Here is a 19,486-nt window from a genome sequence, read left to right as displayed (position 1 = left end):
CGGGGTCGCGCGGGCCGGGCGGCCGGGCGGAGAGGTCCGCCCGGCCGTGGCGCGATCAGCTGGCGATGGCCGCTGTCGGCCAGGAGCCGACGGCGGGCGGGGTGGCCGGGGCGGGCGGCCACGTCGCGTCGAACGCGCCCGGCGCTGCCTGGCTGGGGGCCGGTCCCTGTTGGGTGGGGCGGCTTCCGGCCTTGGTGACCTCGACCGTGGCGAAGCGCATGGCTGCGCCGACCTCGTCGATCTGGAGTTCGGTGTAGAACTGGCGGGGGCCGTCGGCCGGCTGGTGCGTGCGCTGCTTGAGGACGCCGGTGACGACGACGCGCGCCCCCTTGGTCAAGGACGCCGCGATGTTCTCGGCGTACTGCCGCCAAGCTACGCACGGCATCGAGAGGGAGTCGCCATCCCGGTAGGCGCGGGTGGTGCTGTCCCAGACCCGCTCGTTGGCGATGACGGTGAGGGTGACTCGTGCGGCCCCGCCGTCGGTGTACTTGAGCGTCGGGTTGTCCGCGAGGTTTCCGACGATGGTGATCTTGGTTTCGCCTGCCATGCTCTACTCCTCCTAGCGTTCGATGCGGGCACCGCCACGCGGGCCCAGGGTGATCCGGAGGTCCGGACCGTTACCGAACGGCACTCCCACGCTGGCCATCTCTTCCGCATCGGCGAGCATGTGCTCGTCGGTGATCGCGCAGAGGTCGGCGAACGACTGCTCGGTACAGCCGCCGTGGGGGTCGCGGGCCCGGGTTCGCAGCCGATCCGCCGCCTGGCGGATCGACGTGACGGCCTCGGGTCGACCGGTGCCGGAGAACGGGGTGGTGAAGTACGCGATGTAGCGCGGGTTCATGTCCGCCTCCGGTGTGCCGTGGTCTCTGTCCGTTGGTCGGGGGTGCCATCCCCTCCCAACAAGGACAATATTACCTCGCTGAGGGTTTCTGGTCAAGCTTGAAGGCGTGGATCCGCACGCCGGTCAGCCGACTGACGGACCGTCAGATCAACGGGCGCACCTCCCCCGTCCCCCCGATAGCTGCCTGGGGTCCGGGGCAAAGAGGCCGCCCGGGTCAAGGGCCGGCCGCAGGTCGGCGGCGCAGCCGCGCGAAGCGCCCTCGAGGCGGGCGGCCGGCCCCGGATACTGGGCCGCGGAGGGGGGCCGGGGGAACCGCGCAGCGGGGCGCCCGGCAAAAAGGACGCAGCGCCGAAGGCGCTTCCGCTTCCACCGCCGAAGGCGGCCGGCGGCGACAGCCGCCCAACAACACCACCGCGCCAACGGCGCGACCACTCCCCCGCCGCCCCGGCGGCGAGTGCTCTACGCTGAAGGTTCTGCACGCTCCCCCGTTGCGGGGTGCTGTGGTCTCTGGCCGGTGGACCGTGCCAACTCGCTTGCGAGGGTGTCCACCGGCCTTCCGCGTTCTGCGGTCAGGGGCGGATGGTCGGCTGATTGGGCGTCTGGATCGGCGGGGGCTGGATCAACTGCGCCGGGCTCGTGGTCCTGGTGGTCGGCGTGGGCCTGGTCGACGGCCGCTCGACGGAGAGGTCTGCGAGCATCGCGCGCAGGGGGCCGGTGTTGCCGTTGAACGAGGCGATGGACGCGAGCTCGTTGCGGCTGGGGTCGAGGCTGGTCCAGTCGACCGGGTGTCCGGCGTCGGCGGCGAGCTGGCCGAGGAAGGCTCGTTGTGCCCGGCCATTGCCCTCGCGGAACGGGTGAAGGGCGTTGACGTCGCCGTAGAGGTCGGCCAGGCCGGTCAGGAAGCTGTCGCGGTCGAGTCCGCGGAGGTGGTTCTGACGGCGGGCGAGTCGGCCGAACGTGTCATCGGCGAAGTTCGGGATCATCCGGACGAGGCAGAACTGGGTTTTCCCCTTGGCGATCTCGATGCTGCGCACTTCTCCCGCCCACGGGTAGACGCTGCCGAAGATCTCGCGGTGGAACGCCTGGAGGTGGGCAAGGTCGTAGCGGCCGGGGATGGGCTTCTCGGCGATGCGGGTGAGGCGGGCGGCGGTGATGTCGGCTTCGGCTGCGGCGAGGGCCTCGGGCGTGGTGATGCCGAGCCGGTTACGCAGGACGCCGCTGGCCGGGTCGGCGTAGGGGTCGGCCATCGTCAGGGTGCTGGCTGCTCGGCGCCCGGCTCGCGGTAGCGGGCCTCGGCGCGCTCCACCAACTCGTCGGCGGTGATCCGACCGGCCGCGTACTCCTCCGTGTCGGTGAGGAACTCCGGACTCGGCGTGAGACCCTCGGCCCGTACCGAGCCGGTGGCGGAGGAGACCGCCCGGCGGCGGCTCTCCGGGGTGGCGGGGTGGTGCATCGGCTGCTCCTCGTGGTCGCGCCGGGTGGGCGCGGGTTGTCTCATCAGCGTACGTGTCTGCGGCCCTGGGGCAGGGTGGTGCTCGGGGGGCTGTCGCGGCAGGCGGCCGGCCCCGGTCGGCGGGGCGGTCGCGGGGGAGGGGGCTCGATGCCCCCCTCCCCCGCGGTGCCGGCCGCCCGGTGGCCCGACCCCTGTCTCGGAGTCGGGCCACCGGGTTCAGGCGGCGAGCTGCTGGCGCTGCACCAGCCACTCGGGCAACGGCTCAGCGCTGCCCGTCCTGTTGGCGGCTTGCTCGATCACAGCGGCCTGCACTGCCGCCCGGGTCTTCTCCCGTGTGATTCTCTCCTGGAGCTTGGCCGCTTCCTCCTCCAGCTCGCTGATGGCCCTCTGGTGGTGGCGGTGCCGGGCGGGGGCGTGCCGTTCCTCGTGAGCGCGGCGCAGCTTGGCCGCCCACGGGCGGGACAGCATGTGCCGGGTGATCGTGTGGACGATGGCGGCGGTCCTGCGCTGGGTGCCCTCCGGCGCGCTGGGGCAGTGCGTTCCCCCGTTGTCGCGCCGGACCACCAGCCACCGGTGACTGGTGGGCTTCATCTCCTCGGGGTGGAAGACTGCCCGCTCGGCGAGTCGGACACCGTAGACGGTCGGCGCGTCCGGGTAGGTGATGGTGAACGGGTTTCGGTCGGGCTTGCCGTAAGTGATCTGGATCGCGTTCCCGAGGCAGCAGCGCGTGTAGTAGTGGCCGGACTCCCACCCCACGGTGATGGTGCCGCCCAGCTCCGCGATGCGGTACAGGGCGGCTCCGATCTCCCAGTCCAGCGTGATCGTCGCGTGCATCCGGTAGCCGGTCTCGGTGACGAGGGTGACGTACTGCGGGCCCGTCGGCCGGTTGCTGCTCATGCCGCCACCGGGATGAACGCCGGGGCCTCGGTGTCCTCGAAACGCGGCAGCGCTCCAACCGCCAGTTCCTCGACGCTCGGCAGGTTGCTCCAGCGGCGCGCGGCGTGCCGGTAGGCGGTGGTCCAGAGGTTGAGCTGGCTGGTGAACGCCGCCATGTCGGTGACCACCGTCAGCAGGCCGCCGACGCTGATCCGCAGTTGTGGGGTGCGGGTCGGGCTGAGCTTCGCGGGAAGGCTCTCCACGACGGCCGGGGGCACGGGCCGGTCGAGTCGAAGGTGTCCGGACACCTGGCCGTCGGGCACCGGGACGGCACCGGACTTCGTCCCGGCGAACAACTGGGTGGCCCGGTCGGCGGCGCTGGCCCACCCCTTGTACGTCTCGTACGCGGGCTGCGGGTGGGCCACGCGGACACGGACGGACGGCATGGTCAGCAGGACGGTGTGAGCGATCAGCACGGCGTGCGCTTCGTGGTGCCCGGCGAGGTGGACGGCGAGATCGGTTCGGACGGTGAGCGGTCGGTGGTCTGTGGGGGCGAGGTGCAGATGCATGAAAGCCTCCGGCAGGGCAGTGATGTGGTCGGCAGCGCCGGGGGTGTCCGGTGCCATCGGACACCCCCGGCGGTTGTTCAGGCGGGGAGTCCCCTCCCCTTGGGCTTAGGCTGCAATCGGCTCGTTGATCTCCGGGTAGAGCGCTTCCCAGTCCTTCTCCGAGTCGTCCGCAGCGGTGCCCGCGACAGCCGACAGGTGTCGGCTCAGCTCGTCGCTCTCCTCGACGGCGGTCAACTCCGACCCGCCCGTCTCCTCCTCGACCTCGTCCTCGTCCTCGTCCTCGACTGCACCCTTGTCCTCGACGGCGGCCAGCTCCCGCTCTTCCACCTCCTCGTCCTCCGTGTCGTCCTGGTCCTCGTCGTCCTGCTCCTCATCGGTGTCAGCCTGCCGGGCGGCATCCTCCGCCGCCTTCGCTGCGGCTCGCGCCTCGGCTTCGGCGAGCTTCAACCGGAACTCAGCCACCAACTCGACCTCGGGATCGGTCAGTTCGTAGCCGTAGGCAGTGAGGAAGTCGAACCACTCCAGCGCAGCCCACTTGTCGCCATAGCCGAAGATGGCCTGCTGGACGGCTCGCTCTGCTCGAACCGCAACGGCAGCCAGGAGCACCAGCGGCAGCCGCGCCTCAGCCATCCGACGGGTGAACCGGTCGAACCGGTCGGTCCGGTCGTCGTCGCCCGGTGCGTTGAGGTACACCAGCACCTCCGGGCTGGTCTCGTCCGTCCCCAGCGTGTAGAGCAGCCGCAGAACCTTCTTGGTCATCCCCTTGGGCACCTTCTTCGAGCGACAGAGCTCCTGGACGAACTCCGTCCGCACCTCCCGCGAGATGGCCAGCGCCTCCCGCCGATCGCGGTCGGCCTGCTCGGCTGCTGCCTTGGCGGCCGACTCCTCGGCGCCGAGGAAGCGGTAGGAGCCGGAGACGTGGTGCCCGTACTCGTGAGGGTTCCGGCAAAGGAACGTGGCCTTAAGGTCCCCGGCCTGGTGCTCATTGAAGTACGCCGCATGCCCAGGGCAAGCCGCGTGGGTCTCGGGCGTCAGGACCACACCGTCAGCATCGGCAAGGCGCTCGACGGCGACCTCACGCGATGCCCCCCAACCGAACCCCTGGGGTTCGCCGACCATCCGGACACCGGCTGCCGTGAGCGCCTGCGTGGTCTCCGCCCGCAGTGCGGCCCGCTGCGCTTTCCGACGCTCGTCCTTGATGGCCCAGTTCAGGCCCTGTCCGTTCTCGATCTTGGCGAGGAGTCGCTTGTACGCCTTCGGGTCATGCTCGAACTCGGCCAGCTGCGCCGCGTCCTCCAAGGTGAGCTTGCCCGTGTCGGCGGCTGCGCGGGCCGCCTTCGGCATCCCGGCCAGCGCGATCGAAGCGCGAACCCTCTTCGGGTCTTGGGCCACCTGGGCAGCGATCTGTTCGGTACTGAGGCCGAGTTCGATGGACAACTGCGCATAGGCGTCGCCGATCTCACTTTCCGTCATATCCTCGCGGTGCATGTTCTCGATCAGCTGCGCGATGATGCGCGCCTCTTCGGCAGTGAGGTCGTTGCGAACGATAACGTCGACGAGTCGACCGGCCTTGATCGAGCCCTTTGCTCGTCGGTTGCCGAGGATGATCGCGAACCCATTTTCGTGAGGGGTCGCAATGATCGGCTGGTAGAGGCCGTGCTCCGCAATCGAAGCAACGAACTCGTCATCCAGCTCCGCCTTTCGGACGTTGCGGGTGAACGTCAGCTCCGCCGGGTCGACGTCTTCGAGGAAGACCTTCACCGAAGCCTCAGCCGGGTCGGCGGGCTCGCCGGACCGCTCGGCGTCGAGGGCAGCGGCCAGATCAGCCAGCTCGGGCGAGACCGTCTCATCGTTCATCGGCCCAACGGGGGCAAGCGCGGTAGTCACAAATCCTCCAACAGGTGCATGGTCTCTGTCTGTTGGTCGGGGGTGCCATCCCCTCCCAACAAGGACAATATTACCTCACTAAGGGTTTCTGGTCAAGCTTGAAGGCGTGGATCCGCACGCCGGTCAGCCGACTGACGGACCGTCAGATCAACGGGCGCACCTCCCCCGTCCCCCCGATAGCTGCCTGGGGTCCGGGGCAAAGAGGCCGCCCGGGTCAAGGGCCGGCCGCAGGTCGGCGGCGCAGCCGCGCGAAGCGCCCTTGAGGCGGGCGGCCGGCCCCGGATACTGGGCCGCGGAGGGGGGCCGGGGGAACCGCGCAGCGGGGCGCCCGGACCACAAGAACAGCCGCGCCGAAGGCGCGACCGAATTGCCCTAGCCCGGCAGTCATCTACGGGAAGCGACCTGGGGCCTGACTGAACGGTGGGCCGCACCCGCTACGGAGTCGAAGCTTCCTGGAGCGACCCCGTTCCGGGGCGGGCACCGGTCGGTGCCCGCCCCAACCCATCACGAGGACTCGGTTCCCGGGCGCTGAGCGGGGACGGTTCGGTCCTGTTGAAGGTCGAGGAGTTCGCGGAAGAGACCGCCCGGCTGGTCGGCGAGCTGGTCCCAGGTGCCGGTCTGCACGATCAGGCCCTGGTCCATGACGATGATCCGATCGGCGAGCTTGGCGTTGCCGAGGTTGTGGGTTACCAGCAGGGTGATCCGCCCCTGTGCAAGGTCGCGCAGGGCGTGGAGGATCTTGTGCTCGGCGCGGGGGTCGAGGTCGGAGGTCGGCTCGTCGAGGATCAGCAGGCCGGGGCGGCGGCGGGTGCGGAAGAACGCGCGGGCGACGGCGGCGCGCTGCCAGCCGCCGCCGGACAGCTCGGCGCCGCCCTGCCAGCCTTGCGCGAGGAGGGTTCGCCAGCCGGAGCGGAGCCGGTGGACGGCCTCGTCGAAGCCGGTCAGCGCGGCCGCGTCCCGAACGTCCTGGTCGGGGTTGCCGTCGTGGTGGCCGAGGTGGACGTTCTCGGCGGCCTGGAGGGGCCAGCGGGCGAACTCCTGCGGGACGCGGGCCACCAGGCCCCACATCGCGTCGACGTCGAGGTCCTGGATCGGTACGCCGTCCCAGGTGATCGTGCCGCCGCCGGACTGCGGCAGGTTGAGGCCGGACAGGAGCTTGAGCAGGGTGGACTTCCCGGAACCGTTCTGGCCGAGCACCGCGACGACCTCGCCTTGACGGAGGGTCAGGTCGATGCCGCGTAGTGCCGGGTCCTGCTGCTCGCCGGGGTAGGCGTAGGTGAGGGCGGTGACCTCGATGAGCTTGGGTGCTTCGGGCTTGACGGTGCCGCGGTTGATGCGGTGGCCTCCGGCCTCGTCGAGGAAGGAGAAGTAGTCGTCGAGGTAGAGGCCCATGCGGTAGAGGCGGGCGCCGTTGCCGACCATGCCCTGGACGCCGCCCGCCGCGGTGCGAAGGGCGAAGGTGGCCGCGCCGGCGGCGGCGAGTCCGATGCGCCCGGTGGAGACCAGGTAGAGCAGGGCTCCCCACATCAGAGCGGCTCCGGCTCCAGTCGCGAGGGCGGCGATCAAGGAGACGCGGGCGGCGGCGGCTCCGGCCTTGTCGGTGACGGCGACGATCCGCGCTTCCGCAGCCCGGTACTTAGCCATCATGAAGGCAAGGATCTGGTCGGAACGGACCTGGTCGGCGCGCTGCTTGTCGATCATGTTCCAGCGGTAGATCCGCAGGGCCGCCCGCTCGTCGTTGGTGGTGATGGTGGCGAGATAGTGGATGCGGGCGGAGCGGACCGCGGCGAGCCCGGCGGGGATCGAGCCGAGCACCAGGAACGGCAGCAGTGCCGGGTGGAGAGTGGCCAGGACCCCCGCGGCAGCGATGAGGGAGACGGTGGAGGCGATGACGTCCTGCGCGGAGGTCAGCAGGTCGGGGGTGGTCGCCGCGCCCCGGTCGGCGGACTCCCACCGTTCGTTGTATGCGGGTTCGTCGTAGGCCGCGAGTTCGGCTGAGCAGCCCGCTTCGATCAGCGCGAGGTCTGCGTCCCGGTTGACCCGGGGCCCCACCCGGCCGGCGAGCGTCATCACGGCGATCCCGAGCGCAGCGCGCAGCCCCGCGGAACCGGTCAGGACCGCCAACGACGCTGCGGCGGCGGCGAGGTGGCCGGTGACCGGGCCGGGGCGTAGCAGGGCATCAAGGGTGCCGGTGGTGGCGTAGAGGGCGAGCGCGCCGAAGATCCCGGAGGCGGCTTGGGCGAGGAGCAGCAGCAGGGTGGAGCGGGGGTCGGCGTTCCAGGCGAGGGCGAGGGCGCGGCGGATGAGCTGCGGGAGTCGGCGGACCATGGAGCGGGTGGAGATGGAGGAGGCGGCGTTGCGGCGGTTGTCGCCGGGGAAGTTGTACCGGAGTTGCTCGTCGTGCTCGGCGGCGTCGGCGTCCGGGTCGGCGACGGGCGGTTGGGGGCTTGGGCTGGTCTTGGTCACGTTGCTCCCTGGTTCGGCGGCTGGGCGGCAGGTGCGTTCGAGCAGGCTGGGTCGCCGGGGCGGCGGGTCACGGCGGGGCGCGGGCCGTCCGGTGGCGGGCGTGCTCGGGTAGCAGCGGTGCCGGGTGGCAGGCTGCGATGTACGCGGGTTGCTGACTGGGGACCCGATCCTGGCAGGGCGGTTTCGGCGTGTCCGGCGTGTCCGAGACGGGCTCACCCGATCCGGGTAAATCCGTGTCCGTGTCGGCGAGTTGGTGGATGTCGATCAAGCACCTCCCACGGTGCTGGCCTGACTGCTCCCTGGCTGGACTGCTCCTTCCTTCCGAACCGTGCGATGCCCGGAGAAGGCCGGGACCGGCTGGCTCTCCCTCTCCCGTGTGCATGTTGGCTGCTCCGTGCTGGCACTCCGGCCGGCCCAGAGCTGGTGTCAGGTGGGGCTGAGTTCGGCTGGCCTGGTGTAGGCGATGCAGGTGCTCCAGGCCCAGGGGTACCGGGGGTGGCCGGCTTCCTGGGCGCGGGTGCAGGCGATCCGGTGTGCGGCTTCGTCGGCCCAGCCGGGTGCGCGGGTGGCGGCTTCCAGGGCGATGGTGATGCCGATGACCGCACGCAGCGGGGCGAGGACCTGCCGGTAGAGGGTGCCGCCGTGGACGGCGGTGACGTCGAGACCGTAGGTGGTGGAGAACTGGTCGTAGTGGCGCGGGTTGCCGCCGAACGCGTCGCGGGACCAGGCGAGGAAGGCGAGGTCGGCCAGGGCGGGGCCGGTGCCGGCGTACTCCCAGTCGATCAACACGGCACCGTTGCCGGTGCTGATGGTGTTCTGGGCGGCGAGGTCTCCGTGAAGGACGACCGGCTCGCCAGGCCAACGGGTTGCATCGAACCGGTCCCCGAGGGTGCGGACGTAGCCGGTCAGCCAGGCGTGCTCTTCGGGGGCGAGGAGGTTGTCAGGCAGCTGCTCGATGCGGGCCAGCACGTTGGCGGCGGGGTCGAGGCGGGGCAGGTTCAGGTGGCCGGGGAGGGGCAGGGCGTGTAACTGCGCGAGTGCGCGGCCGAGGGCCTGCGGGCTGGCGGGGCCGCCGGGACCGAGGTCGTAGGTGAAGGTGACTAGGTGGTGGCCCGCGAGGATGGGCCAGCGGGTGCCGGCCGGGCGGGCGGTGCCGACCCCGTTGTCGGTCAGCCAGTTGGCGGTGGCGACCTGCCGGGTGAGGGTGAGGCGGTCGGTCTTGGCATTGTGGACCTTGGCGACGACCGGGCTGCCGGGGGTCGCGTGCGGCAGGCGGAGCACCCAGTGCTGGTTGTGGTGGAGCAGGGTGGCGCCGTCGGTGTTGTAGCCCTGCGAGGCGCTGGCGCTCTCCAACGCCTCGCGCACCGCGGTCGGTATCCCCGCCGTCGCGGTGGCCTCGGCGGTTCGCGTCGCGGGCGCGGTGGGTAGGTGGGCGGCCATCATGCCGCCCGGTCGGTGTCGGCGCTGGTTGCGCTGGGGCGGGGCTTGGTGGTGGGCGGGGTGGGGTCGGGCGGGCAGCTCATGATCGTCATCGTCTTTCGGTTGGGTGTGTCGGGGATGGCCCGGGAGGAGGTTGGCCGTCCGGCGGGGTCGGTGGGAGGTGCGCCGGCGGGGCTCACGCTCGGGGCGCGGCCCAGGGCTCCCACAGGTGCCGGTCCTCGGCGGTGGTGGCGGTGCCGTCCGGGAACTCGTGGACTCCCTCGGCGGGGAGGAAGGCGGCGAGGGCATCCCCCAGGTCCCAGGCCAGCAGGGCCGGTTGGGCGCCTGGGGCGTGGGTCAGTGCGTCGAAGACTCGTCGGGCGACTTCGGCGAGGCGGTCGTAGTCCTTGTTCGGCTGCCAGAACTCGACCATGGCGGGGTAGCCGTCGAAGACGGCGTGCTCCTCCGGCGGTGGGCCGGGCGGATTGCTGAAGATGTTCGGCTCGACCGCGCAGAAGGTGCCCGCCGGTCCCTCGACCAGTTCCACCGGTACGCGGTCGGCGCGGACGTACGCCTCGCGGACCTGCCCGCCGGCCAGGCGGACGATGTCGGCCGCGATGTCTCGGAAGGGACGGCCGTCGGCCAGGAAGATCTGCGCGACCTCACCCACGGCCGACCACCAACTCCTGGTCGACGGCGGCCCTCGGACTGTCGGGGAGCGTGGTGAGCCGGGGGCTGGCCTGCCAGCCCCACGGGTAGGTGAACTCGGGGCTGCCCTGACCGACCAAGCAGGCCAGGCGCTCCAGGTACTCGGGGAGCCACCACCGGTCCCGGGTGACGTGCTCGGCGGCGGTGATGACGCCTTCGGCCGCTGCTCGTGCGGCCAGGGTCTCGTAGGTGCGGCCGGTGTCGTCCTTGGTGACGTCGTGGCCGTACTCGGCGTGGAACCGCTCGTACTCCCGCGGGTCGCTGCCGAAGGCGTCGCGGCGAAACGCCTCGGCCGCGAGGTCGAGGGCAGGAGGGCCGACTGCGGCGGCGTGCCAGTTGATCAGGTGCGGGATGCCGTCGCGGCCGACGACCGTGTTCGACGGGTCGAGGTCACCGTGGACGACACGGCGGCGGGTGAGCGGCTCCGAGTGCCGCCAGAGGCGTTCGACCTGCTGAAGGTGAATCCACAGCTGGCGGAAGGCCGAGTCGGTCACCATAGAGGGGCGAACGGCTTCGAGTCGGCGCAGCAGCCGGGCGGTGGGAGCAACGTCGGGCAGGCCCAGGGTGGTGGGGGCGGGTAGGGCGTGCAGGAGGGCGAGGAGTGCGGCGCGCTCCTCGGGGTCGGTGTGGCGGCCGGGCCCGATGTCGTGGGTGAAGGTGACCAGCGTGCCGTGCACGGAGGTCGGACGGCCGATCGGGCGGGCGGTCGGTACGTGGTTGTCTGCGGCCCAGGTGGCGATCCTGGTCTGCCTCAGGAGGGCTTCGCGGGCCGTTCCGGGTGGATGGATCTTGGCGATCACACCGGAGGGCCCGTTGGCGGCCGGGAGGCGGAACACGGTAGGGGTGATCGCGGTTGCGCCGGCCGTGTTGAACCGGCTGCGCTCGGCGGCGACTTCGAGGACGTGTAGGACGGTGGGGTCGAGGTCGCCGATCGGGCCGACAGCGGCTGATCGGGGAGTGGCGGGCAGGGGCTTGGCGGTCAACTAGTGCTCCCAGTCAGCTGGTTGTGGCGGTGGGTTCCGGCTGGCCGGGCTGGTGGAGGATGACGGTGGCGGTGGCGGTGAGCGGCGAGGTGTTGCCGCAGCGCGTCGCGGCGGCCATGGTGATCCGGGCGGTTTCGATCATGATGCTCCTCGTCGGTGTCGGGATGGTCTGCGGGGGCGACGGTCAGCGGGTCAGCTGGAGGCGGGCCCCGGGTAGATCGGCCAGGGGGGTGCCGGGACTCATCCGGCCAGGGCTGGTGCCGGCCGGGTAGGCGTGGAACACGGGGCGGTGGTGGGGGCGGGCGGCCCAGGCTCCGGCCCAGGTGAGCAGGTCGGGGGCCAGGCCCTCACCTCCTCCGTACGCGGCCGTGCCCAACTGCCAGCGCGGCCCGGCGGTGCTGGCTGGCCCGGGGGCGGGCCGGTAGACCACGACGGCCAGACGGCCGCTGTCCACCAGGGCCGGGCTGCCGGTGCCCGCCGGGCCGGGCCCCGGGCCGGTGACGCGGCCGATCGCGGCCCCGTCGCGGGCGAGGGTGAGTGCCAGGTCGTCCAGGCACCGTACGGCCGGGATCGTCACCCGCGACCAGCGCACCGGCCCCGGGTCGGCGGCGGCGGCCAGCGCCACCGGCGCCATCTCGGACTGCTGGTGGCCGAGGTGGAGGGTGCAGCCCCCTCCGAGCGGGACCATGTGGTCCACTCCCCCACCGGGCTGGTCCGGCCAGCGCAGCGCGGGCACCTCGGACGAGATCCAGTCCTCGCCCACCAACCGGTCGCCCTCGTGGACGAAGGCGATGATGCGGCAGTGGCCGTGAACGCGCAGCGGCACGACGAGCCGACCGCCGGGCCGCAGCCACCGCCACCACCACGCCGGAATGCCAGCCAGGCTGCCGGTCGCCACGATCCGGTCGAACTCGCCGTCCCGGAAGGGGTGTTCGCTGGTGGCGTCGCCCATCACGAGGTGGGTGCGGTGGTAGCCGGTGGCCACCAGCGCCAGCTGGGTCCGCCGGGCGAGGTCGGGATCGGTTTCCAGGGCAACGACCTGTCCTCGGGGGCCGACGAGCTGCTCGGTCATCGCGGCTGTGATCCCGGGGGCGGCGCCGACGAGCAGTACCCGCTGGCCGAGTCCGATCTGCGCGAGCTCCAGCAGCTGTGCCTGCACGGCGGGTTCTGTGGTGGAGCACACCACCTTGCCCTCGTCGGCCTTCACGACGATCGGCCGTTGCCCGTAGGCGTCTTGGACGCTGCGGCCGGGAACGAGCAGGTGCCGCGGGGTGGCTTCGAGCACGGCGCGGGTGCGGACGCCGACCCCCACCATGGCGGCGACCTGGTGAGCCATCTCGCGGCGGCGCTCCTCGACCGGCTCGCCGAGCATCGTCGTACGCATAGAACTCCTTTTTCCTGAAGCGGCGTTGATGCTCGCGGTGCTGATGGCGGCCGTCACGGGCGGGTGGCGAGTGCGGCGTCGATGCTGGCGACGTCGTCGGCGTGGGTGCCGCCGTACAGCAACCGGGCACGGCGGAGCGCGGCGGTCGCCTCCTCGCCGCGGCCGAGGGCGTCGAGGGCGGCGGCCGACCAGAAGGTGGTCCGGGCCAGCCAGACGCGCGCGCCGAGGAGTTCGAAGTCGGCGGCGGCTCGCTCGTAGGCGGCCAGCGCGTCGCCGGCCAGCCCAAGCTGGAGGAGGACTCGGCCGAGGTAGGCGAGGGCTCGGGCGGCGTCGAGGGTGTCCCCGATGTCCGCCAGCAGGCGGTGGGCGGCCGTCAGGTGGATGCGGGCGGCCTCCCGGTTGCCGAGGTCGAGCTGACAGGCCCCGATCATGAGCCGGGTCAGGGCGATCCCCCGGACGTAGCGGTCCTGCTCGCGCAGGGACAGCGCCTCGAACAGGTGGGGAAGCGCCTCGGCCGGATGTCCGGCGGCGTGGAGCGTGGCCCCGATCTCGTGGGTGTACTGGCCCTGGCCACGCAGGTCGCGGTCCTGGCGGGCGAGGGCGAGGGCCTGCTCGGCCTCGCGGAGGGCTTCGTCGTAGCGGTGGACGTCGCGCAGTGCGCCGGCGCGGGTGCTGTGGATCTCGCGGATGGCGAGGGGGCTGCCGGTGGCTTTGACGGCGGGCAGTGCCAGGTCGAGCGCCCAGAGGCGGAGTTCCTGGTCTCGCTGGCGGTGCCAGAGCGGCCAGAGGGCGTGGGTGATCTGCCAGGTGAGGGCGGGCCAGCGCCCGGCGCAGGCCGCCAGTACCGGCCGGACGAGGGGGGTCTGTGCGGACAGCCACTCCCAGGCCGGTTCGGCGTCGGCGAAGGCGAGGGTGATCGGTGCTTCTCCCGGTGGGGCGCTCTCGCGTTCCAGGACGCGGTGGGTGGGGGTGAGGACGCGTTCGGCGGCGGTGAGCGCGGCGAGCCACCACACCACCGCGCGCCGGACCCGGTCGAGCAGGACGTCGGTGTCCTGGCCGGCGAGAACGGTGCCCTCGCCGGAGCCGACCAGCGTGAATCGGTCGGTGGGCGTGCGGGTGAGGAGGAAGCGGTCCGCTAGGGCGTTCATCCGGTCGGTGGCGTCGTCGGGGGTGATGGAGAGCGCGGCGGCGAGCAGGTGGGGCTCGATCTCGGGGAACGGCAGCGCGGCGGCGGTCCTCAGTGCGGCGGCGAGGTCGTTGGGCAGTTCGCGGGCTGCCGCGGCGAGGGTGGTGGCCATGATGCTGGGCTCCGGTTCGGTGGGGCTGCTGCGGCGGGTGCGCCGGTTGGCGAGCGGGATGAGCAGGGCGGCGGGCGGAAGGTGGGGGTCCAGGGCGAGGCGGGCGCCGAGCAGGCCGATCGGTGCGGGGAGGTGGTGGCAGGCGGCGACCAGGCGGTTGGCGTCCTGGCCTTCCAGGCGGCGGGGGTTGGCGCGGTGTCTCAGCAGTGCGCGGGCGTCGGCGGGTTGCAGTCCGGCGAGGCCGTGGTGGCGGGCTCCGTCGGCGGCCAGGTCGGGCAGCGGGGCCAGGCTGGTGACCACGACCGGCCCGGCCGCCGGCATCAGCACCCCGAGCGGGGTGGCGTCGGCGTGGTCGAGCAGTACGGCGGGCGGCGGTTCGGTGGCGGTGACGGTCCGCCACCAGGCTGCCGCCTCTGCCCGGTTCGCCCAGGGACCGGGGTGGCCGAGGGCGCGCAGCCACCCGGCCAGGACGAGGAGCAGGTGGTCCGGGCCGTCGGTCGCTCCGGCCTGGCGCAGGTCGGCGTAGAGCTGGGGGCCGCCGTGGCCGGTCAGGGCCTCGGCCGCGAGCCTGGACTTCCCGGACCCCGGCGGCCCGTAAACCACCACGACCGGGTTGCCCGCGTCGAAGTGCGCCGCCAGCCGCGCGAGGTCGCCGCCCCTGCCGATGAACGGCTCTGGCCTGCGAGGCAGTTGGCGCGGAACGGGTAGGGGCGGCCTGCCGGGGCTGTGGTGGATGGTGACCGCGCCGATCCGGGCGGCCTGGACGGCCGTGCCGAAGGTCCCGCCGTTGATGCGGTTGTCGGCGGAGGGCTGGTCGGGGTGCTGCGCTGATGGCATGGGCTGGTGTGGCCACTTCTCGCAGGAGTTGAGCGGGCAACGAGTCGTTGACAAACGGGAGTTGGCGTTGCGGTCAGGGCAGGACGCCCCGGCGGTGCGCTCGCCGTCTGCTCCGGAGCCTGGCCAGGCTGGTTCGCACGGGGGTGCCGAGGTGGTCGGCCAGCCGCCGCTGGGGTCGTCGCCGGTGCCGGCCACGGGGCGCGCTCTGCGGCGGCCGTTCGGTGCTGCCCGGTCTGTTCTCGCACTCGGGCGCGGGCGCCAGGGCGGGGCGGCTCGCCGTCCCGGGGAGGCCGACCGGTTGTCGCCTGCTGCTGGCCGTCCCGCCGTCGAGCGCGTACAGGTGCCCCCAGACGAGGTTGTCCAGGTAGGTGATGCAGCGGGCGCAGGCGTACATGGTGACGGTGGAGGAGGAGGTGGAGGTCGAGCCAATCGGCAGGACCAGCAGGCCCGACCGGTCGCAGTAGAGCCAGCAGAACCCCTCCACCCACAGGTTCCCGTCGTCCGGAACCGGCGGTTGCGGGCGCTCGCCCCGGCCGCTGGAGAGGGCTGCCCGGAGCGGGAGGGTGACGTCGACCAGCGGCCGGGCTGGAGCGCCCACGACGGCGGGGAGCAGCCGGGGTGCCCCTGGGGCGCCGAGGGCGATCAGGTCGGCCAGGGCGGTGAGGCGGCCGATGCACTCCTCGCAGGCCCGCATCGGGGCGATGGCCTGGTGGATGGCCACCGGTCCGAGCCATCGCACCGGTAAGTCCTCCCGGGCGCAGGCCAGCCAGCACTTCCCCGCCGCCCACAGCGACCGCTCCCCCGTGTCTGCGGGGGCGGGGTTGCTGACGTACGCGGCGATGCCGGGGATGATCCGACGGTCCAGGGTGCTCTCTACGAGCTGGGTCACGACGGCCGACCTCCGCCTGCGGTCGTCGCGCCGCGGGCGTGGCTGGCTCCGTTGAACCACGCGGCCAGTCCGGCACCGTCGGCCCGGGTGCGGCCCACGGCGCTGGGCGGGAACAGCGGGCCGGTCGGTGCCGACGTGCCGACGGGTGGGCGGCGGCGGCGCAGCGGGAGCCGGGGTGCGGGCTGGTTGAGCGCGGTGAGCGGGACCACCCGGTAGGACTGGCTCGCCGCCGGGGCGTAGGCGGCCGGGTCGCACGGGGGTGCGGGGCGGCCGGCTATGAGCGGGCTGAGGACGAGCTGCGGGCGGGGCATGCTGATGAAGTCCGTTCGTTTCGTGGGAAGTTCGCAGGGCGGACGACTCGCCGCTACAGCTGGTGGCCGTCTTCGAGGTAGGCGGTGGCCCCGGTGCGGGCGGCCTCGACGCAGGCGAGCAGGTGCGCGGCGTTGGCGGACTCCATGAGGCCGGCACGCTGCGCGGCGTCCTCGGGTTCGTACGTGGCCCAGCCGTGCAACTCGCCTGCGGGGATGGCGATTCGGTCCCAGTCGTCGGGGTGGATTGCGCCGGTGAAGGTGAACATGGTGCACGGGTACGCGCCGGGGATGCGGGCGGCGGCGGGGAACAGCGGCTTGGCGCCGGTGAGGTAGTGGACGGCCAGCAGGCGGCCGACCGTGACCGGGACTCCCAGCTCCTCGCGGCCCTCGCGCTCGGCGCACGCCTTCGGGGACTCGGTCTCCGCCTTGCCGCCGGGCAGCAGCCAGGTGCCGGATCGGGCGTGGTGGACGAGCAGGACCCGCCCGTCGGGGGCCGTCACGAGGACGGACCCCGAGGAGGCCGAAAGGACGCGCGTCATGGCGCACCGCTTTGCGGCCCGCGCGCGATGGCGGCCAGCGCGGCGCGGACGACGGCGAGTTGGCGGGAGGCTCGGAAGGGTGCGAGCCGCTCCAGGCACCCGGCCAGCAGTTCCGCGCGGCGGCCGAGGGAGGCCGTGTCCAGGAGAGCGATGCTCTGGTCGGCGGCGTGGCCGTCGCGGACCACCAGCTCGAGCGGGAGGAAGTCGGTGATGCCGAGGATGTCGGCGGGGCCGAGCGGCAGGCAGCCGGCGAGGACGGCTTCGGGGAGGCGCTGGGAGATAGCGCCGGTGGCCGCGTAGCGGGGCGGGGCGAGCAGCAGGGTGGTGACGGAGCGGGTGTGGAGGCGCTGGGAGGCGGCGAAGCCCTGGCGGCCGGCGAAGTGGACGTGGGGCCAGCGGGCGGTGTCGGTCCACTTGCCGATGACCTGGTGGGGGTGGCGGCGGGCGGGCGGGGCGAAGTAGCGGTCGAAGTGGTCATCGCGGCCGTACTGGTTGCCGACGTAGCACAGCGACCAGAGCCGGGAGCCGGTCACCAACTTCTCGGGGTCGGCGCGGTCGAGAAGGCCGTCGGCGACCGGGGTGCGCATCGTGAACGCCCCCCGTGCGGGCACGGTGGCGGGGTCGAGGACGCGCACCGCGGGGTGGGCGCGGAGCGGGTCGTCGTCGGCGAGGGTCTTGTCGAGGTCCCAGATCAGGGTGGGCACGCCCAGGCGCAGGGTGTAGTGGTCGATGAGCTGCTGTTGGCGGTGGAGGTCGCAGGTGTGGCCGTCGGTGCCGCAGGGGGTGTCGTTGCGGCCGGGCAGGGGCCAGCGCCACTCGATGAACAGGGCGTCGAGGTCGGGCAGTTGGCTGTCCCAGGTGTAGGGGCCGGGGACGTCGTGGCCGGCTTCGAGCAGGTCGCGGTTGGACTGGAGGAGGGTAAGGGTGTGGTCGGCGGCGAGGGTGGTGAGCATGGTGGTCCGCCAGGACCGGCCGCCGTCGGGGGTGTCGGTGACGCCGTCGCCGAGGAAGCCCCAGTGGCTGTAGCCGAGGCGCATCAGGTCTCCTCGGTGACGGCTGCGATCAGCTGGTCCAGGTGGTCGGGGTTGCTGGTGCCGGGGATCGGGGCGACGTGCGGGCCAAGGCCCAGGAGGTGGCGCAGGGCCTTGGCGGCGTTGTCGGGGCCGGTGTGCTGTCCGGCGTTCAGCGGCCGGTACGGCACGTAGGGGATGCCGAGCTTCGCGCAGTGCTCCACGGCGGGGTCGTGGGGCTCGTCCAGGTTGAGGACGTTCTGCACGGCGGCGATCGGGGCGATGGCGAGGGCCTGGTCGATCTGCTCGGTGGTGACCTTGGAGAGGCCGATGCCGCGGATCTTGCCCTCGACTTGGAGTTCGACCATGACGCCGACCTGATCGGCCAACGGCACGGCCGGGTCGATGCGGTGGAGGTAGCACAGGCCGAGGCGGTCGGTGGCGAGGCGGCGCAGGGAGGCTTCGACGGCGGCGCGCAGGTAGTCGGGGTGGCCGAGCGGCTTCCAGACGTTGGGGGCGGGGCGGATCATGCCGACCTTGGTGGCCACGAGGACGTCGTCGGTGTAGGGGTGGAGGGCCCAGCGGATCAGGTCTTCGACGGTGTGGGGGCCGTAGGCGTCGGCGGTGTCGATGTGGCTGATGCCGGAGGTGACGGCGCGTCGGATCAGGCGGACGGCGGCGGCCGTGTCGTCGGGGTTGCCCCAGGTGCCGGGGCCGGTGAGGCGCATCGTGCCAAGTCCCAGGCGGGAGACGGTGACTCCGGCGATGTTCAGTGCGCCGCCGGGCGGGTCGGTGATCACTTGGCGGCCTCCAGGGTGGAGGTGATGGTGGCGACGGCGGAGGCGACGACGAGGTCGGCGGAGTCGGACGGGGCGGGCAGCAGCCGGTCCTTCACCTCGCCGTCGGCGACCAGGTGGTGCAGGTGCTCGTCGACCGCGGCGCGGAAGGTCTGGTCGAGGTAGGCGGGGTCCTTGCGGGGGTGCTCGCCGAGCGGCAGGGCCGGGTCGAGGACGGTGGCGATCAGCAGGGTGTGGTGGCGGGTGTGGATGTCGGCGAGCAGGCCGAGGACCTCCAGCTCCGAGCCGTCGGTCAGCTCGCCGCGCAGGTCGCGGGCGGCCAGCAGGTAGGCGAGGGCGTCGTGCGGGGTTCGGTCCATCAGGACCACGTCCGCCCCGGTGCCGGCGGCCAGCGCGTCGGCCGCACCGGCGGCCATGATCCACTCGGTGGAGGCCACGGTGTGGTTGAGCATCTTCGGGAAACCCAGGTCGGCGGCGCGGCGGGCGAGGCCGGAGGTGCAGGTCACGGTGTAGCCGAGCCCGCGCAGCTCCATCTCGATGCGGCGGGCGATGGTGGTCTTGCCGGTGTGGTGGGTTCCGGCAAGACCGACCGTCACGGACGGGGTGGTCACCATAGGGTCTGCTCCTCATGGTCGGGATCGGGCGCGGACGGGGCGCCGGGCATGTTCGGGGGTACCGCCGCCGCGCGCAGTTGGTCGAAGGTCAGGTGCTGGGCGAGGGCGAGCAGCAGCAGGGCGGTGGCGTGCGCGTCGAAGGCGGCGCGGTGGCGCTGGCCGGGCACGGCGGACAGGTCGATCCGCAGGTGCGGGATGATCTTGTCGAGGCCGTGCCCGGGCGCGTCGGGTGCGAGGTGTCGGGCCAGGCGCAGGGTGTCGAGGACTCCGGCGGGCTGCCAGGTCGGCAGGTGGCGGGTCAGGACGGTGTACTCGGTGGAGGCGTGGTGGGCGACGATCCACGCCCCGTTGAGATCGGCCAGCACCTGGTCCGCGATCACCGGCCAGGCCGGGGCGGCGGCCACGTCCTGGTCGGTGAGGCCGTGGACGCCGGTGGCGAAGCGGGTGATCGGCTGCGGCGGGCGGATCAGGGTGCTGCGGGCCTGCTCGGGCCGGACCTGGCCGCCGTCGACGGGCACGACGGCCAGCTCGACCAGGTCCGGCGGCTGCTGGCCGTTGCCTTCGACGTCGACGACGAGCAGGCGGGGCCAGGTGCTGGTGTTCAC

General features: G+C 72.6%; 21 protein-coding genes. All 21 read right to left on the bottom strand.

Going from position 1 to position 19,486, the window contains the following annotated elements:
* Positions 1 to 55: 55 nt before the first annotated feature.
* Positions 56 to 547, bottom strand: coding sequence for a single-stranded DNA-binding protein (ssb, locus tag ACIA8O_RS00735; RefSeq protein WP_396291313.1), 492 nt, complete (start codon positions 545 to 547; stop codon positions 56 to 58).
* 12 nt (positions 548 to 559) lie between these two features.
* Positions 560 to 841, bottom strand: a complete 282-nt coding sequence (locus ACIA8O_RS00730; protein ID WP_396291312.1) for a hypothetical protein — start codon at positions 839 to 841, stop codon at positions 560 to 562.
* A gap of 569 nt (positions 842 to 1,410) precedes the next feature.
* Positions 1,411 to 2,088 carry a Fic/DOC family protein gene (locus ACIA8O_RS00725; RefSeq protein WP_396291311.1) on the bottom strand — a complete coding sequence of 226 codons (678 nt, stop codon included), beginning with the start codon at positions 2,086 to 2,088 and terminating at the stop codon, positions 1,411 to 1,413.
* A gap of 2 nt (positions 2,089 to 2,090) precedes the next feature.
* Positions 2,091 to 2,339 (bottom strand): hypothetical protein, encoded by a 249-nt coding sequence (locus ACIA8O_RS00720; RefSeq protein WP_396291310.1) that lies wholly within the window; start codon positions 2,337 to 2,339, stop codon positions 2,091 to 2,093.
* Between the two features lie 171 nt (positions 2,340 to 2,510).
* Positions 2,511 to 3,191, bottom strand: a complete 681-nt coding sequence (locus ACIA8O_RS00715) for a hypothetical protein (RefSeq protein WP_396291309.1) — start codon at positions 3,189 to 3,191, stop codon at positions 2,511 to 2,513.
* On the bottom strand, positions 3,188 to 3,739 hold the full coding sequence (locus ACIA8O_RS00710) for a hypothetical protein (RefSeq protein ID WP_396291308.1): 552 nt from the start codon (positions 3,737 to 3,739) through the stop codon (positions 3,188 to 3,190). Before ACIA8O_RS00710 ends, ACIA8O_RS00715 begins: the two co-directional genes overlap by 4 nt.
* 105 nt (positions 3,740 to 3,844) lie before the next feature.
* Positions 3,845 to 5,596, bottom strand: coding sequence for a ParB/RepB/Spo0J family partition protein (locus ACIA8O_RS00705; protein WP_396291307.1), 1,752 nt, complete (start codon positions 5,594 to 5,596; stop codon positions 3,845 to 3,847).
* Positions 5,597 to 6,130: 534 nt separating this feature from the next.
* Positions 6,131 to 8,092: an ATP-binding cassette domain-containing protein gene (locus ACIA8O_RS00700; RefSeq protein WP_396291306.1), complete on the bottom strand. Its 1,962-nt coding sequence runs from the start codon at positions 8,090 to 8,092 to the stop codon at positions 6,131 to 6,133.
* Positions 8,093 to 8,518: 426 nt separating this feature from the next.
* On the bottom strand, positions 8,519 to 9,532 hold the full coding sequence (locus ACIA8O_RS00695) for a phosphotransferase enzyme family protein (RefSeq protein WP_396291305.1): 1,014 nt from the start codon (positions 9,530 to 9,532) through the stop codon (positions 8,519 to 8,521).
* A 175-nt stretch (positions 9,533 to 9,707) separates the two neighbouring features.
* Complete coding sequence (locus tag ACIA8O_RS00690; protein WP_396291304.1) at positions 9,708 to 10,181, bottom strand: hypothetical protein; 474 nt, start codon at positions 10,179 to 10,181, stop codon at positions 9,708 to 9,710.
* A complete protein-coding gene (locus tag ACIA8O_RS00685; protein ID WP_396291303.1) occupies positions 10,174 to 11,202 on the bottom strand; it encodes a phosphotransferase in 1,029 nt (342 codons plus the stop codon). The genes ACIA8O_RS00690 and ACIA8O_RS00685 overlap by 8 nt, the downstream gene beginning before the upstream one ends.
* Before the next feature lie 13 nt (positions 11,203 to 11,215).
* The gene (locus tag ACIA8O_RS00680) at positions 11,216 to 11,344 is read right to left on the bottom strand and encodes a hypothetical protein (protein ID WP_396291302.1); all 129 of its coding nucleotides are present in this window, start codon (positions 11,342 to 11,344) and stop codon (positions 11,216 to 11,218) included.
* Between the two features lie 42 nt (positions 11,345 to 11,386).
* On the bottom strand, positions 11,387 to 12,586 hold the full coding sequence (locus tag ACIA8O_RS00675; RefSeq protein WP_396291301.1) for a methyltransferase domain-containing protein: 1,200 nt from the start codon (positions 12,584 to 12,586) through the stop codon (positions 11,387 to 11,389).
* Between the two features lie 53 nt (positions 12,587 to 12,639).
* On the bottom strand, positions 12,640 to 14,721 hold the full coding sequence (locus tag ACIA8O_RS00670; protein WP_396291300.1) for a hypothetical protein: 2,082 nt from the start codon (positions 14,719 to 14,721) through the stop codon (positions 12,640 to 12,642).
* A 73-nt stretch (positions 14,722 to 14,794) separates the two neighbouring features.
* Positions 14,795 to 15,610 (bottom strand): hypothetical protein, encoded by an 816-nt coding sequence (locus ACIA8O_RS00665; RefSeq protein ID WP_396291299.1) that lies wholly within the window; start codon positions 15,608 to 15,610, stop codon positions 14,795 to 14,797.
* Positions 15,607 to 15,921 carry a hypothetical protein gene (locus ACIA8O_RS00660; protein ID WP_396291298.1) on the bottom strand — a complete coding sequence of 105 codons (315 nt, stop codon included), beginning with the start codon at positions 15,919 to 15,921 and terminating at the stop codon, positions 15,607 to 15,609. Before ACIA8O_RS00660 ends, ACIA8O_RS00665 begins: the two co-directional genes overlap by 4 nt.
* Before the next feature lie 53 nt (positions 15,922 to 15,974).
* Complete coding sequence (locus tag ACIA8O_RS00655) at positions 15,975 to 16,460, bottom strand: NUDIX domain-containing protein (RefSeq protein WP_396291297.1); 486 nt, start codon at positions 16,458 to 16,460, stop codon at positions 15,975 to 15,977.
* Positions 16,457 to 17,497, bottom strand: a complete 1,041-nt coding sequence (locus ACIA8O_RS00650; RefSeq protein ID WP_396291296.1) for a hypothetical protein — start codon at positions 17,495 to 17,497, stop codon at positions 16,457 to 16,459. The genes ACIA8O_RS00655 and ACIA8O_RS00650 overlap by 4 nt, the downstream gene beginning before the upstream one ends.
* Positions 17,497 to 18,270, bottom strand: a complete 774-nt coding sequence (locus tag ACIA8O_RS00645; RefSeq protein WP_396291295.1) for an aldo/keto reductase — start codon at positions 18,268 to 18,270, stop codon at positions 17,497 to 17,499. Before ACIA8O_RS00645 ends, ACIA8O_RS00650 begins: the two co-directional genes overlap by 1 nt.
* Positions 18,267 to 18,878 carry a hypothetical protein gene (locus ACIA8O_RS00640; RefSeq protein WP_396291294.1) on the bottom strand — a complete coding sequence of 204 codons (612 nt, stop codon included), beginning with the start codon at positions 18,876 to 18,878 and terminating at the stop codon, positions 18,267 to 18,269. The genes ACIA8O_RS00645 and ACIA8O_RS00640 overlap by 4 nt, the downstream gene beginning before the upstream one ends.
* Positions 18,875 to 19,486, bottom strand: coding sequence for an exonuclease domain-containing protein (locus tag ACIA8O_RS00635; protein WP_396291293.1), 612 nt, complete (start codon positions 19,484 to 19,486; stop codon positions 18,875 to 18,877). The genes ACIA8O_RS00640 and ACIA8O_RS00635 overlap by 4 nt, the downstream gene beginning before the upstream one ends.

The organism is Kitasatospora sp. NPDC051853 (assembly GCF_044452665.1).
Taxonomy (GTDB): Bacteria; Actinomycetota; Actinomycetes; order Streptomycetales; family Streptomycetaceae; genus Kitasatospora.
Note: the sequence above shows the minus strand (reverse complement) of the source record. Positions and strands in the feature narration are given on the sequence as shown.